Raw genomic sequence first — 13,387 nt, forward strand, 5'->3', positions numbered from 1 at the left:
AGCAAGGCCGCCATGAATTTCGACCTCACCGAGGACCAGCGCGCGTTCCGGGAAACCGCCCGCGGATTCGCCGCCGAGCACATGGCGCCCCATGCCGCCGAGTGGGACGAGCACCAGGTCTTCCCGGTGGAGACCCTGCGCCGCGCCGCCGAACTGGGATTCGCCGGGATCTATTGCCGCGAGGAGTTCGGCGGCTCGGGCCTGTCGCGGCTGGACGCCGCCGTGATCTTCGAGGAGCTGGCGGCCGGCTGCGTGTCGACCTCGGCCTATATCTCGATCCACAACATGGCCTCCTGGATGATCGACAGCTTCGGCGACGAATCCCAGCGCGCCCGCTGGCTGCCGAAGCTGACATCCATGGAGCATTTCGCCAGCTACTGCCTGACCGAGCCCGGCGCCGGCTCCGACGCCGGGTCGCTCAAGACCCGGGCGGAGCGCGACGGCGACCACTACGTGCTGAACGGGACCAAGGCCTTCATTTCCGGCGGCGGCGTGTCCGACGTCTATGTCGCCATGGTCCGTACCGGCGAGCCGGGCCCCAAGGGGATCTCCTGCATCGTGGTCGAGAAGGGAACGCCGGGGCTTTCCTTCGGCAAGAAGGAGAAAAAGCTGGGCTGGAACAGCCAGCCGACCGCGGCGGTGATCTTCGAGGACTGCCGCGTTCCGGTCGCCAACCGGCTGGGGGCGGAGGGCGAGGGCTTCAGGATCGCCATGAAGGGGCTGGACGGCGGCCGGCTCAACATCTCCGCCTGCTCGCTGGGGGGAGCGCGCGCCTGCCTGGAGCTGGCGCGCGACCATATGACCGTCCGGACCCAGTTCGGTCGCAAGCTGGCCGATTTCCAGGCGCTCCAGTTCCGGCTGGCCGACATGGCGACCGACCTGGAGGCCGCCCGGCTGATGGTCCATCGCGGCGCCGCGAAGTTGGATGACGGCGACTCCGAAGCCACGCTATATTGTGCGATGGCGAAACGCTTCGCCACCGATGCCGGCTTCAGGATTTGCAACGAAGCCTTGCAGCTTCACGGCGGCTACGGCTACATCAAGGAGTATCCGGTGGAGCGCTATCTGCGCGACGTCCGCGTGCACCAGATCCTGGAGGGCACCAACGAAATCATGCGCCTGATCATCGCCCGCCGCCTGCTCTCGGCCTGAACTCCCCTCCCGATCGGACCCGCTTTTCCGATCGGACGCCTGCCAACGACCAAGAACGGACGCCATGACCGATACAGCGAATTCCCCATCCGGAGCCGGGAGCACTCCGGAGAACGGGCCGGACTCCAGGCAGGAGATCACCTTCGAGCGGCGGGGCGCCGTCGCCGTCGTGACGCTCGACAGGCCCAAGGCGCTGAACGCGCTGACCCTGGGCATGATCCGGGAATTCGATCCCCGCCTCGCCGACTGGGCCGGGGACCCCGCCGTAAAGGCGATCGTGGTGCAGGGCGCCGGCGACCGCGCCTTCTGCGCCGGCGGCGACGTCCGAGCCGTGGCGGATGCCGGACGGGCGCTCAAGGAAGGGCGTGAGGGCGGCGACCTTGCCCGCGACTTCTTCCGCGAGGAATATGTCCTCAACCGCCGGATCCACACCCTGTCCAAGCCCTACGTGGCGCTGCTCGACGGCATCACCATGGGCGGCGGCGTCGGGATCTCCGTGCCGGGCTCGCACCGGGTGGTGACCGAGAGGACCCTGTTCGCCATGCCGGAGACCGGCATCGGCCTGTTCCCCGACGTCGGGGGAAGCTGGTACCTGCCGCGCTGCCCGGGCGAGATCGGAACCTACCTGGCCCTGACCGGCGCCCGGCTCCACGCCGCCGACACGCTCTATGCCGGCCTCGCCACCCATTACCTGCCGAGCGCCGCCATGGGCGGCCTGATCGACGCGCTGGCCGGTGCCGACTGGTCGGGCGACGGCCGGGCCGTGGTGGACGAAGCCCTGGCCTCCGTCGCCGCCGGGTCGGCCGGCGACCCGCCGCTGGCGGCCCGTCGCGAGGCCATCGACCGCTGCTTCCGCTTTGATTCGGTTGAAGAGATTTGTGCCGCCCTGGAAAAGGACGGAACAGATTGGGCGGTGTCCACGTTGAAAAATTTGAGCCAGATGTCTCCCACAAGCCTCAAGGTAACCTTGCGGCAGGTCAGGCTTGGAAAGAACCTGTCATTCGATGATGCGATGATCATGGAGTACAGGATGAGTCAGGCATTCATCCGGGGGGATGACTTCTACGAAGGGATCCGCGCCCTGCTGGTCGACAAGGATCGTTCGCCCAGGTGGCGTCCGGCCACCCTGGCCGAAGTCGGCGCGGCCGACGTGGAGCGTCACTTCGCACCGCTCGGCGACCGCGATCTCGGCTTCGCCGACTGACATGAAGCGCCTGGATCATATGACAAGACGGGGAGGCACCTGAAATGGCGACGGTAGCGTTCATCGGCCTGGGCAACATGGGACTGCCGATGGCCCTCAATCTCGTGAAGGCGGGGCACGAGGTCATCGGGTTCGATGTGTCCGCTTCCAACCTGGAAAGCCTGACGGCGGCGGGCGGCACGGGCTCCGCCAGCGCCGGCGAGGCCGCCGCCGGGGCCGACACCGTCGTCACCATGCTGCCGGCGGGGCAGCATGTCCGGCAGGTCTACGCCGGCGAGGGCGGGGTGATCGCCTCGGCCAGGCCGGGAGCCCTGCTGATCGACTGCTCGACGATCGACGTGGACAGCGCACGATCGGTCGCGGAGGCCGCGACCGCGGCGGGATTCGCCATGGTCGACGCGCCGGTATCGGGAGGCGTGGGCGGGGCCGCGGCCGGCACCCTGACCTTCATGGTCGGCGGGCCGGACGACGCTTTCGCCAGGGCGGAACCGCTCCTGTCGCAGATGGGCAAGGCGGTGATCCATGCGGGCGGCCCCGGAACGGGCCAGGCCGCCAAGATCTGCAACAACATGGTCCTGGGAATCTCGATGATCGCCGTGGGCGAAGCTTTCGTCCTCGCCGAAAAGCTTGGCTTGGACCACCAAAAATTGTTTGATATCAGTTCCAAATCATCCGGACAGTGCTGGTCCCTGACCACGTACTGCCCGGTGCCGGGACCCGTACCCACCTCGCCGGCCAATCGGGACTACCAACCCGGTTTCACGGCGGAAATGATGCTGAAGGATCTCAAGCTTGCACAGCAGGCTGCCAATAATTCCGGAGCGGCGACGCCTTTGGGAGCCGAAGCGGCGGCGCTCTATACGGTGTTCGCCAATAACGGCAATGGCAAACTGGATTTTTCCGCGATTATAAAGATGCTTCGCGGAGCTTGTTGAGCTAACGTATTACTTGAAAGGCTACGGAGTCCTTGGCCTCAAGGAACTCCGGAACCGGGAGAATGGAGAACGCCGTGCGACAGCCCTACTATGACAGCATCCTCCTGATCGAGCGTCTGCATCGACACTTTCTGGAAGTGCTGAAGACCGAACTGGACCGTTTGGGAATCCAGGACATCAACAACGTCCAGAGCCTGATTCTCTACAACATCGGTGACGACGAGCTGACCGTCGGCGAACTGACCGCGCGGGGCTATTACCTGGGCTCGAACGTGTCATACAACGTGAAGAAGATGGTCGAGAACGGCTATCTGGGCCAGGAGCGCTCGCCCCACGACCGCCGGTCGGTCCGGGTCCGCCTGTCCGACAAGGGGCTCGATCTTCGCGACAAGATCAGCAACATGTTCGAGCGCCAGATCAAGGCCCTGGACAAGGCCGGCCTCAGCGACGAGGAGCTGATCAAGGCGAACGAGACCATGCGCAAGCTGGAGCGCTTCTGGTCGTCGTCGCTGGACTACAGCGGCTATCCGGTCACGTCGGCCGCCTAATCCGGGCGGCCCGGTTCGCACGTCGCCGGCCGGGCCGCCCGAGGGGCGGCCCGGCACGTCCGCGTGCCGCTTCTCCACCGACGCTCCCGCGGCGTTTGCGGGGTGAACCGGATCACCCCGCGGCCCTGCCTCAGCCGAAGGCCTGGATGCCGGTCTGGGCGCGGCCCAGGATGAGGGCGTGGATGTCGTGGGTGCCCTCGTAGGTGTTGACCGCCTCCAGATTCATGACGTGGCGGATCACGTGGTACTCGTCCGAGATGCCGTTGCCGCCCAGCATGTCGCGGGCGACCCGGGCGACGTCGAGCGCCTTGCCGCAGTTGTTGCGCTTCATCAGGCTGATCGCCTCCGGCGGGGCGCGGTGCGCGTCCTTCAGCCGGCCCAGCCGCAGCGCGGCGTGCAGCCCCAGCGTGATCTCCGTCTGCATGTCCGCCAGCTTCTTCTGGATCAACTGGTTGGCCGCCAGCGGCCGGCCGAACATCCTGCGCTCCAGCACGTAGTCGCGCGCCTGATGCCAGCAGAACTCCGCCGCTCCCATGGCGCCCCAGGCGATGCCGTAGCGCGCGTTGTTCAGGCAGCCGAACGGCCCCTTCAGCCCCTTGACGTTGGGCAGCAGGTTGTCGTCGGGAACGAACACCTCGTCCATCGCGATGCCGCCGGTGATCGAGGCGCGCAGGCTGAACTTGCCCTCGATCTTGGGGGCGCTCAGCCCCTTCATGCCCTTCTCCAGCACGAAGCCGCGGATCTCGCCGGCATCGTCCTTGGCCCACACCACGAACACGTCGGCGATCGGCGAGTTGGTGATCCACTGCTTGGAGCCGCTGAGGCTGTAGCCGCCGTCGACCTTGCGCGCCCGGGTCTTCATGGAGCCGGGATCGGAGCCGGCGTCCGGCTCGGTCAGGCCGAAGCAGCCCACCCACTCGCCGCTGGCGAGTTTCGGCAGGTATTTCTGCCGCTGCTCCTCGGTGCCGTAGGCATGGATCGGGTGCATGACGAGGGAGGACTGGACCGACATGGCGGAGCGGTAGCCCGAGTCCACCCGCTCGACCTCGCGGGCGATCAGGCCGTAGCTGACATAGCCGACGCCGGCGCAGCCGTAGCCGTCGATGGTCGGCCCGAGCAGGCCGAGTGCGCCCATCTCGGTCATGATCTCGCGGTGGAAGTGCTCGTGCCGGTTCGCCTCCAGCACGCGCGTCATCAGCTTGTCCTGGCAATAGCTCCGCGCGCTGTCGCGGACCATGCGCTCTTCCTCGGAAAGCTCGTCCTCCAGCAGCAGCGGGTCTTCCCACTGGAAGCGGACGGCCTGCGCCGACGTCCCGGTTTCCTCGCCTATTGCCGCATCGGTTGCTGCGACGATCGGGTTTGCGGTCATTGTTGATTCTCCGACTCGAACTCCAGGCGACGGAAAAGGCGCGCCTGGTACAGGGGAATTTACCGAATCGAAACGCCCGCGGCACTATCCACCTGGACCGAAGCGCTCGATTACCGGATATGGGAAGGGGAAACTGTGATGGCCAAGCCACCCGAGCGCGAGGTCCTTCTGGAGTTCCAGCGCGTCGGCATGTACATGAAGGCGATCGCGATGGATCCGGAAACGCTGACCGAGGTGACCGTGCTCGGCCCGCTGAACCACAGCCAGGAAATGCTTCGCCGGACCGCCGTGGCCAAGCTGGAATATGTCCTGGCCAAGAAAGCGTCGACTCCGTCCCGTTGAGCGCCTCCCGGCCTACGTCAAGACGACACGGCCGGCAAGATACAGGGCGGCGCGGAGCCAGCCTGCGAAACGAAAACGGACAGTCAGGCGGATTCCCCATCCGGCCTGCCTGTCCGGCAGTCAGTTCATACCTGTCGACTTGTCAGAACGCCGGGCAGGCTTCCGATGACCTCCGGCTCCCCGGGTCCGTCACCCTTCTCCTCCCGTGCGGGCGGGGGCGGCGATCCCGGGGAGCGGCGGCAATCAGGACGCCTTGCGCCGGGTCTGGCGACCGGAAGAGCGGCCGAGGCCGATCTTCTTCGCGAACTCGGACCGTTGGGCAGCGTAGTTCGGCGCCACCATGGGGTAGTCCGGCGGCAGGTTCCACTTCGCGCGGTACTCGTCCGGGGTCATGCCATAGGTGGACCGGAGGTGCCGCTTCAACATCTTCAACTTCTTGCCATCTTCCAGGCAAACGATGTATTCGGGCGTCACCGACTTGCGGATCGGCACGGCGGGCTTCTGCGGTTCGGCCTGAACCTCCCGCGGCTGGCCGTTCAGACCGGTCAGCGAGGAGAATACCGTATTGATGACTTCCGGGATTTGGGTCGCCGGAAGCACATTCTTGCTGACGTAGGCGGATACTATGTCCGCCGTCATCCTCAGAATGGCACCATCCGGCGCGTCGTGTTCAAGCTGGTCACTCATGCCCAGTATCCTGATTATTCATTGTGTTCGATGCTCTTCAAGTCGCACATGGGGATTTGGGTGTCAATAAAATTTCCGCAAGTGGTTCAAAGGTTATTTTGACTCCGCCCAGGTTTTCATCCACACGGCAAGATTGGGAACCGCTAGTTCGCGGGGCGAATTGAGGAGCGATCAGCATTAAAGATATTTTAGTGGTGCCGGAATGGCATTTCAGCTCCGTTGTCCCCCCGGCACTTGTCCACAAATTCGAGGCTAGAAGCGAGAACAGCGCTTTTGCTTCAGAAGCATAGTTTGTCCGGATGCATGGCGGCTACGCGCGGAGCGCATGGCTTACCGCGGCGTGCGCCCTGTGCAGGTCTGCCCGGCAGCGTCGCCCGGTGCGATTCTGGCATGCCGCGCCGATATCTGGTAGTGTCCCGCAAGTAATGCCCCTATGGCCAGCTTTCGGAGGGGAACGCGGGGAGCCGAGGCTTCCCGCCGGGTCACGAGGGTTCCGCGGGGTCTCCGGAAATGGGTTTGGTTCGATGTCTAAACAGAAACTCGTCATTGCGTCCGATCACGCCGGCTTCGACTTCAAGGCTTCGTTGAAGGATTCGCTCGCCGGCCAAGGCTACGAGGTGGTCGACCTCGGCGCCCACAGCACCGAGTCAGTGGACTATCCCGACATCGCCGCGGCCCTCGCGGGCGCCATCAGGGACGGGACCGCCGACCGCGGCATCCTGATCTGCGGGACCGGCATCGGCATCAGCATCGCCGCCAACCGGCATGCCGGCATCCGCGCCGCCCTGTGCCACGACACGACGGGCGCAAGGCTGTCCCGGCAGCACAATGACGCCAATGTACTCGTGATGGGCGCCCGGGTCACCGGGATCGAGGTCGCGAAGGATTGCGTCGCCACCTTCCTCGCCACGCCGTTCGAAGGCGGCCGCCACAGCCGCCGCGTTGACAAGATGGGCTGAACCGGCCTTTTTTACTGCAATTCCGGTGCCCGGCGCCGGCTTCTCCGTCCGGCGGCCCGAAGCAGCAGATCCTAAGGAACCCCCCATGTCCTCGCTTCCCCAATCCTTCGCACCCTCCTCCGGCTTCTTCGGGGCCGCCCTGGCCGAGAGCGATCCCGAGCTGGCCTCGGCGATCGCGCGCGAATTGTCGCGCCAGCAGGACCAGATCGAGCTGATCGCGTCGGAGAACATCGTCTCTGCCGCCGTGCTGGAGGCCCAGGGCTCCGTCCTGACAAACAAGTACGCGGAGGGCTATCCCGGCCGCCGTTACTATGGCGGCTGCGAGTTCGTCGACGTCGCCGAGCAGCTCGCCATCGACCGGGCCAAGGCCCTGTTCGACTGCGCCTTCGTCAACGTGCAGCCCCATTCCGGCGCGCAGGCGAACCAGGCGGTCTTCATGGCGCTGCTCCAGCCGGGCGACACCATCCTCGGCATGTCGCTCGATGCCGGCGGGCACCTGACCCACGGCGCCGCGGCCAACCAGTCGGGCAAGTGGTTCAAGGCCATCCAGTACGGCGTCCGGCGCGACGACGCCCGGATCGACTTCGACCAGGTCGAGGCGCTGGCGCGCGAGCACAAGCCGAAGCTGATCATCGCGGGCGGCTCGGCCTATCCCCGCCAGATCGATTTCGCCCGATTCCGCAGGATCGCGGACGAGGTCGGCGCCTTCTTCATGGTCGACATGGCCCACTTCGCCGGCCTGGTCGCCGGCGGCGCCTATCCGTCGCCGCTGCCCCATGCCCATGTCGTCACCACGACCACGCACAAAACGCTGCGCGGCCCGCGCGGCGGCATGATCCTGTCCAACGACCCGGACCTGGGCAAGAAGATCAACTCGGCCGTCTTCCCAGGATTGCAGGGCGGCCCGCTGATGCATGTCATTGCCGGCAAGGCGGCCGCGTTCGGCGAGGCGCTGCGGCCCGACTTCAAGGACTATGCCCGCTCGGTGGTGGAGAATGCCCGCGCGCTGGCGGCCCGGCTGATCGAGGGCGGCGTCGACATCGTGTCCGGCGGAACCGACAGCCACGTGGTCCTGGTCGACCTGCGGCCGAAGAACCTGACCGGCAAGGCGGCGGAGGCGAGCCTGGAGCATGCCGGCATGACCTGCAACAAGAACGGCGTGCCGTTCGACCCGCAGAAGCCGATGGTCACCTCCGGCGTCCGGCTCGGCACCCCGGCGGCGACCACCCGCGGTTTCGGCGTCGCGGAGTTCACCGAGGTGGGCGAGATGATCTCGGAAGTGCTCGACGGCCTGGCCGCCAGCAATTCGGGCGACAACACGGCGGTGGAGGCCCAGGTGCGCGAGCGCGTCCGCGCCCTATGCCGGCGGTTCCCGATCTACCAGGGCGCCCAGCCCAACCTGTGAGGCGATGACCTAAATGCGCTGCCCGTTCTGCGGACACGACGACACCCAGGTTAAGGACAGCCGGCCGACCGAGGACAACTCGGCCATCCGCCGGCGCCGCTTCTGCCCCGGTTGCGGGGCCCGCTTCACCACGTTCGAGCGGGTCCAGCTGCGGGAGCTGACGGTGATCAAGAGCATGGGGCAGCGCGAACCCTTCGACCGCGACAAGCTGCTGCGCTCCATGCGCATCGCCTTGCGCAAGAGGCCGGTCGATGCCGACCGCATCGACCGGCTGGTCAACAGCCTGGTCCGCCAGCTCGAATCGTCGGGCGAGAGCGAGATCCCGTCCAAGCAGATCGGCGAGATGGTGATGAACGCCCTGTTCAACCTGGACCAGGTCGCCTATGTCCGCTATGCCTCGGTCTACAAGGATTTCCGCGAGGCGTCCGATTTCAACGAATTCGTCGGAACCCTGAAGCCGGAAGTCACCTGACGATCCGGCAATCCGGGTTTCCGACCAGGATCAGCGACCGATGCCAGTTCCACCCCCGACCGCAGCGTACCCGCCAGCCGACGCCGGCTTCATGCGGTCGGCCATAGCCCTGGCGCGGCGCGGCCTGGGCACGGTGGCTCCCAACCCGTCGGTCGGCTGCGTCATCGTGCGCGACGGCGTGGTGGTCGGTCGCGGCTGGACCCAGCCGGGCGGGCGTCCCCATGGCGAGACCGAGGCGCTGAGGCGCGCCGGCGCGGCCGCGCGGGGCGCCACCGTCTATGTATCGCTGGAACCCTGCAACCACTGGGGCAAGACCCCGCCCTGCACCGAGGCGCTGCTGGAAGCCGGCGTCGGCCGCGTCGTGGTGGCGTGCGAGGACCCCGATCCCCGCGTCTCCGGCTCCGGCATCCGACGGCTGCGGGAAGGCGGCGTCCAGGTGGATGTCGGCCTCTGCGCCGACGAGGCGACGGAACTGAACGAAGGCTTCTTCCGCCGCATCCGCGACGGCCGCCCGCTGGTGACCCTGAAGCTCGCGACGTCGCTGGACGGCCGCATCGCGCTCCGTACCGGCGAGAGCCAGTGGATCACCGGCCCGACCGCGCGGGCCTGGGGACATGGCCTTCGCGCCCGCTACGACGCGATCATGATCGGGCTGAACACGGCGCTGGCCGACGATCCGGAGCTGACCTGCCGTCTTCCCGGCCTGGGCCACCGCTCGCCGCTGCGGGTGGTGGTGGACAGCCGGCTGCGCTTGCCGCTGACCTCAAAGCTGGTGCGCGGCGCCCGCACCACGCCGACCCTGGTGTTCACCCTGCAGGGCGTCGATCCCAAGCGCGCCCGCGCCTTCACCGACTGCGGCGTGGAGGTGGTGTCCCTGGTGCCCGACGCGTCGGGCGTGCTGGACGTGGCCGGAACGCTGAAGTCGCTGGCGGCGCGGGGCACCACCCGCCTGCTGGTCGAGGGCGGCGCCCGGCTCAGCGCCTCGCTGATGCAGCAGCGGCTGGTCGACCGGCTGGAATGGTTCCGGGCGCCGCGCATGATCGGCGGCGACGGGCTGCCCGCCGTCGTCGGCTTCGGCGTGGACCTGCTGGAGGACACCGCCGACTTCATCCGCGTCGGCGTCCGCCGCGCCGGCGACGACGTGATGGAGAGCTATCGGCGCTGAGGGCGGCGCTGAGCCGGGGCGGGGCGCTCAGGCCGCTCCCAGCAGCGCCGTCCGCGTCCAGGGGTTCACAGAGGCCAGGCGCTGCAGGACCATCGGCCCGACGCAGCCGCCCGCCGTCGCCAGCAGGAAGACCTGCCAGTCGTCGGCGCCGAGCCGCATCAGCAGGATGCGGACGGCCGCCTGGAAGAACATGTGGTGGAGGAAGATCGCGTAGGAATGCTGCCCGACGGTGCGCAGCAGCGGCACCGCCGGCATGGCCCGGACCAGGACCAGCGCCGCCGCCGATCCGGTGACCAGGGCCAGCAGGCTGGTCCGGCCGAATTCCACCGGGATCAGGTGCCACAGGGAAGCCTGGTGGATCAGCGCGCCGGCCGCCAGCATCGCCACGGCCCCGATCCTGGCAGGCGGGGCGGACAAGGCGCCGTGGAACCGCGTGAAGGCGACGCCGAGCAGGAAGTAGGGCAGCAGGTACGCCGCCTGGCTGACCGAGAACAGGTCCACCGTCTTGTACAAGGTGCCGCCGAAAGTCAGGTTCAGCGCCACCGCGGCCGCCGACAGCGCGATGAACGGCGCGGGCCGGAACAGCGCGCCGTGGGCATCCAGGAACCCTATCAGCAGGAAGATCAGCAGCAGCGCCTGCAGGTACCAGAAATGCTGGTAGGGCAGCACCGGGATGGTCAGGAACTCGTACCAGTCCGGCGATGCGGTCGTCCCCGGCGTGACCGCCTGGAGCACGAAGAAGGCCGGTGCGACGATCAGAAGCGGGATGCCGAGCCGGCGCAGCTTCTTGCCGTAGAAATCGGCCAGATGCTCCCGCCGAACCGGCCGCAACGCGTACACCAGGCCGGAGATGAAGGTGAACAGCGGCATCCGCACGAACAGCCAGCTGTCCACGGCGTACCGGTACCAGCTGTCGTCCGGGACCCGCATCGCCACGGACGGATCGTGTCCGATCACATGCAGCGATACCAGCAAAAGGCAGGCGAATCCCCGCAATTCATCAATATTGAATTTATCGCGCATCGCGAAGGTCTTTCAAATAACTGAATTCGTTTCAGTAAAGGGGGCGGGAACAGGTAAGGTTCCAGCATATATTGTTGGTAATGCAGGGTATGAAAGAAGGCTATTTGCCGGATTGGGGCGTGCCTCAATAAAGCTGAGTCGGAACGTGAGTATTTATTTGAAATACTTTGGGCGCCGGTCCCGGCCGTGCGAAACCGTCGGCCTTCCCGGCGCCCCCAGCCCCGCCGGGAAGGCCGCGCCGCGACCCATCCGCAGTTGACTGGCACCGTGTCGGATGCCATGTCATCTCCCCTGCGGCTTACCGTTACGTGGCCGGCATCCGTCGAAGCTGCTAGGCTTGTGCCCATGTTCACCGGAATCATCACAGACGTGGGTCGCGTCGCCGCCGTGGAGCGGCGGGGCGATACCCTTTTCACCATCGAGACAGCCTTCGACATGGGCACCGTCGACATGGGCGCCTCGATCGCGTGCAGCGGCTGCTGCCTGACGGTGATCGACAAGGCGCCCGGCCGGTTCACCATCTCGGCCTCCGGCGAGACCCTGTCCAAGACGACTCTCGGCACCTGGGGGCAGGGTACCGAGATCAACCTGGAGCGGGCGCTTCGGCTCGGCGACGAGCTGGGTGGGCACATCGTTTCCGGACACGTGGACGGCGTCGCCGACGTGGTCTCCGCGGCGCAGGAGGGCGACAGCTGGCGCTACCTGTTCGAGGTGCCGGCCGACCTGGCCCGCTTCGTGGCGCCCAAGGGCTCGGTGGCGCTGGACGGCGTGTCGCTGACCGTCAACGAGGTCGAGGGGCGCCGCTTCGGCGTCAACATCATCCCGCATACCCGGACCCACACCACCTTCCGGACGCTGGGTCCCGGCAGCAGGGTGAACATGGAAGTGGACATGCTGGCCCGCTACGTCGCGCGCCTGGCGGAGAGCCTTTAGATCATGCGGACCGTCAACAAGACCGACCTCGTCGCGGGCCTGCGCAGCCCCCACGACACGGAATACCTCTCGACCACCGAGGAGATCCTCGAGGAGGCCCGTCAGGGGCGCATGTTCATCCTGGTCGACGACGAGGACCGGGAGAACGAGGGCGACCTCGTCATCCCCGCCCAGATGGCGACGGCGGAAGCGATCAACTTCATGGCGAAGTTCGGCCGCGGGCTGATCTGCCTCGCCATGACCGGCGAGCGGATCGAGAAGCTGCGCCTGCCCCTGATGGCCAAGCAGAACGCCTCGCGCCACCAGACCGCCTTCACCGTCTCGATCGAGGCGCGGGAGGGCGTCACCACCGGCATCTCCGCGGCCGACCGGGCGCGCACCATCCAGGTCGCGATCGACCCGGAGATGGGCGCCGACGACATCGCGACTCCCGGCCACGTCTTCCCGCTGATGGCGCGCGACGGCGGCGTGCTGGTCCGCGCCGGCCACACGGAGGCCGCGGTCGACGTCGCCCGCATGGTCGGCCTGAACCCGGCCGGCGTGATCTGCGAGATCATGAACGACGACGGCACCATGGCCCGCCTGCCGGACCTGGTGAAGTTCGCCCAGTTCCACGGGCTGAAGATCGGCACCATCGCCGACCTGATCGCGCACCGCCGCCGGACCGAGACGATCATCGACCGCACGCTGGAGACGGTGCTGGACAGCCGCTACGGCGGCCAGTTCCGCATGATGGTCTATGTCAACAAGGTGCAGTACGCCGAGCACATCGCGCTGGTGAAGGGCGACATCACGGCGCCCGGCCCGGTGCTGGTCCGCATGCATGCGCTGAACGTGCTGGACGACGTGCTGCACGACCGGTCCTGCGACCGGGGCGGGGAGCTCCAGGCGGCGATGCGGGCGATCGGCGAGGCCGGCCGCGGCATCGTCGTGCTGTTGCGCGAGCCCCAGCCGACCAGCCTGTCCAGCCGCGTCAAGGCGCAGCTCGAAGGCATGCCCAACCCGGCGGGCGAACTGCGAGACTACGGCATCGGCGCCCAGATCCTGTTCGACCTTGGCGTGCGGGAGATGATCCTCCTGTCCAACCACAAGAAGACGATCATCGGGCTCGACGGCTACGGCCTCACCGTGGTCGGCCAGCAGCCCATCCCGCTGACCAGTCCTGACGCAACCACTTCCGGAGCCGACTGAGG

At 67.1% G+C, this 13,387-nt stretch carries 14 protein-coding genes; 11 read left to right on the forward strand and 3 right to left on the reverse strand.

The window, feature by feature from the left end; genetic code table 11:
* Positions 1–12: 12 nt before the first annotated feature.
* The 4 genes from JL101_RS01280 (at position 13) to JL101_RS01295 (ending at position 3,839) form a co-directional block, all read left to right on the forward strand.
* Positions 13–1,152 (forward strand): isobutyryl-CoA dehydrogenase, encoded by a 1,140-nt coding sequence (locus tag JL101_RS01280; RefSeq protein WP_203096741.1) that lies wholly within the window; start codon positions 13–15, stop codon positions 1,150–1,152.
* 64 nt (positions 1,153–1,216) lie between these two features.
* On the forward strand, positions 1,217–2,356 hold the full coding sequence (locus JL101_RS01285; protein ID WP_203096742.1) for an enoyl-CoA hydratase/isomerase family protein: 1,140 nt from the start codon (positions 1,217–1,219) through the stop codon (positions 2,354–2,356).
* Between the two features lie 44 nt (positions 2,357–2,400).
* Positions 2,401–3,291: a 3-hydroxyisobutyrate dehydrogenase gene (mmsB, locus tag JL101_RS01290; RefSeq protein WP_203096743.1), complete on the forward strand. Its 891-nt coding sequence runs from the start codon at positions 2,401–2,403 to the stop codon at positions 3,289–3,291.
* Between the two features lie 74 nt (positions 3,292–3,365).
* The gene (locus tag JL101_RS01295; RefSeq protein WP_201081626.1) at positions 3,366–3,839 is read left to right on the forward strand and encodes a MarR family winged helix-turn-helix transcriptional regulator; all 474 of its coding nucleotides are present in this window, start codon (positions 3,366–3,368) and stop codon (positions 3,837–3,839) included.
* A gap of 130 nt (positions 3,840–3,969) precedes the next feature.
* Here the strand turns inward: JL101_RS01295 and JL101_RS01300 are convergent, their stop codons facing one another.
* Positions 3,970–5,208, reverse strand: coding sequence for an acyl-CoA dehydrogenase (locus tag JL101_RS01300; protein WP_203096744.1), 1,239 nt, complete (start codon positions 5,206–5,208; stop codon positions 3,970–3,972).
* Between the two features lie 138 nt (positions 5,209–5,346).
* Here JL101_RS01300 and JL101_RS01305 point away from each other — a divergent pair, with 138 nt between their 5' ends.
* Positions 5,347–5,550, forward strand: coding sequence for a DUF6898 family protein (locus tag JL101_RS01305; RefSeq protein ID WP_203096745.1), 204 nt, complete (start codon positions 5,347–5,349; stop codon positions 5,548–5,550).
* A 243-nt stretch (positions 5,551–5,793) separates the two neighbouring features.
* Here JL101_RS01305 and JL101_RS01310 read toward each other — a convergent pair whose 3' ends face one another.
* A complete protein-coding gene (locus tag JL101_RS01310) occupies positions 5,794–6,237 on the reverse strand; it encodes a MucR family transcriptional regulator (RefSeq protein WP_037454989.1) in 444 nt (147 codons plus the stop codon).
* Between the two features lie 524 nt (positions 6,238–6,761).
* Here JL101_RS01310 and rpiB point away from each other — a divergent pair.
* The 4 genes from rpiB to ribD all read left to right on the forward strand — a co-directional run bounded on the left by rpiB (position 6,762) and on the right by ribD (position 10,238).
* Positions 6,762–7,196, forward strand: coding sequence for a ribose 5-phosphate isomerase B (gene rpiB / locus JL101_RS01315; protein ID WP_203096746.1), 435 nt, complete (start codon positions 6,762–6,764; stop codon positions 7,194–7,196).
* An 85-nt stretch (positions 7,197–7,281) separates the two neighbouring features.
* The gene (gene glyA / locus JL101_RS01320; protein ID WP_203096747.1) at positions 7,282–8,601 is read left to right on the forward strand and encodes a serine hydroxymethyltransferase; all 1,320 of its coding nucleotides are present in this window, start codon (positions 7,282–7,284) and stop codon (positions 8,599–8,601) included.
* Between the two features lie 13 nt (positions 8,602–8,614).
* Positions 8,615–9,073: a transcriptional regulator NrdR gene (gene nrdR / locus JL101_RS01325; protein ID WP_201074650.1), complete on the forward strand. Its 459-nt coding sequence runs from the start codon at positions 8,615–8,617 to the stop codon at positions 9,071–9,073.
* A 40-nt stretch (positions 9,074–9,113) separates the two neighbouring features.
* Entirely contained in the window at positions 9,114–10,238 is a 1,125-nt protein-coding gene (gene ribD / locus JL101_RS01330; protein ID WP_228435237.1) for a bifunctional diaminohydroxyphosphoribosylaminopyrimidine deaminase/5-amino-6-(5-phosphoribosylamino)uracil reductase RibD, read from the forward strand.
* A gap of 27 nt (positions 10,239–10,265) precedes the next feature.
* Here the strand turns inward: ribD and JL101_RS01335 are convergent, their stop codons facing one another.
* A complete protein-coding gene (locus tag JL101_RS01335) occupies positions 10,266–11,261 on the reverse strand; it encodes an acyltransferase family protein (RefSeq protein WP_203096748.1) in 996 nt (331 codons plus the stop codon).
* A 345-nt stretch (positions 11,262–11,606) separates the two neighbouring features.
* Between JL101_RS01335 and JL101_RS01340 the strand changes: the two genes are divergently transcribed.
* Together JL101_RS01340 and ribB are read left to right on the forward strand one after the other, a co-directional pair.
* Positions 11,607–12,194 carry a riboflavin synthase gene (locus JL101_RS01340; protein WP_203096749.1) on the forward strand — a complete coding sequence of 196 codons (588 nt, stop codon included), beginning with the start codon at positions 11,607–11,609 and terminating at the stop codon, positions 12,192–12,194.
* Positions 12,195–12,197: 3 nt separating this feature from the next.
* Positions 12,198–13,385, forward strand: a complete 1,188-nt coding sequence (gene ribB / locus JL101_RS01345) for a 3,4-dihydroxy-2-butanone-4-phosphate synthase (RefSeq protein ID WP_203096750.1) — start codon at positions 12,198–12,200, stop codon at positions 13,383–13,385.
* Positions 13,386–13,387: the final 2 nt, after the last annotated feature.

This window comes from Skermanella rosea (assembly GCF_016806835.2).
Classification (GTDB): domain Bacteria; phylum Pseudomonadota; class Alphaproteobacteria; order Azospirillales; family Azospirillaceae; genus Skermanella; species Skermanella rosea.

Excerpts from the sequence above, each read along its gene's own strand:
- JL101_RS01280 (WP_203096741.1), top strand. The coding sequence starts at position 13 with ATGAATTTCGACCTCACCGAGGACCAGCGCGCGTTCCGGGAAACCGCC.
- JL101_RS01285 (WP_203096742.1), top strand. The coding sequence starts at position 1,217 with ATGACCGATACAGCGAATTCCCCATCCGGAGCCGGGAGCACTCCGGAG.
- mmsB (WP_203096743.1), top strand. The coding sequence starts at position 2,401 with ATGGCGACGGTAGCGTTCATCGGCCTGGGCAACATGGGACTGCCGATG.
- JL101_RS01300 (WP_203096744.1), bottom strand. The coding sequence starts at position 5,208 with ATGACCGCAAACCCGATCGTCGCAGCAACCGATGCGGCAATAGGCGAG.
- JL101_RS01305 (WP_203096745.1), top strand. The coding sequence starts at position 5,347 with ATGGCCAAGCCACCCGAGCGCGAGGTCCTTCTGGAGTTCCAGCGCGTC.
- JL101_RS01310 (WP_037454989.1), bottom strand. The coding sequence starts at position 6,237 with ATGAGTGACCAGCTTGAACACGACGCGCCGGATGGTGCCATTCTGAGG.
- rpiB (WP_203096746.1), top strand. The coding sequence starts at position 6,762 with ATGTCTAAACAGAAACTCGTCATTGCGTCCGATCACGCCGGCTTCGAC.
- glyA (WP_203096747.1), top strand. The coding sequence starts at position 7,282 with ATGTCCTCGCTTCCCCAATCCTTCGCACCCTCCTCCGGCTTCTTCGGG.
- nrdR (WP_201074650.1), top strand. The coding sequence starts at position 8,615 with ATGCGCTGCCCGTTCTGCGGACACGACGACACCCAGGTTAAGGACAGC.
- ribD (WP_228435237.1), top strand. The coding sequence starts at position 9,114 with ATGCCAGTTCCACCCCCGACCGCAGCGTACCCGCCAGCCGACGCCGGC.
- JL101_RS01335 (WP_203096748.1), bottom strand. The coding sequence starts at position 11,261 with ATGCGCGATAAATTCAATATTGATGAATTGCGGGGATTCGCCTGCCTT.
- JL101_RS01340 (WP_203096749.1), top strand. The coding sequence starts at position 11,607 with ATGTTCACCGGAATCATCACAGACGTGGGTCGCGTCGCCGCCGTGGAG.
- ribB (WP_203096750.1), top strand. The coding sequence starts at position 12,198 with ATGCGGACCGTCAACAAGACCGACCTCGTCGCGGGCCTGCGCAGCCCC.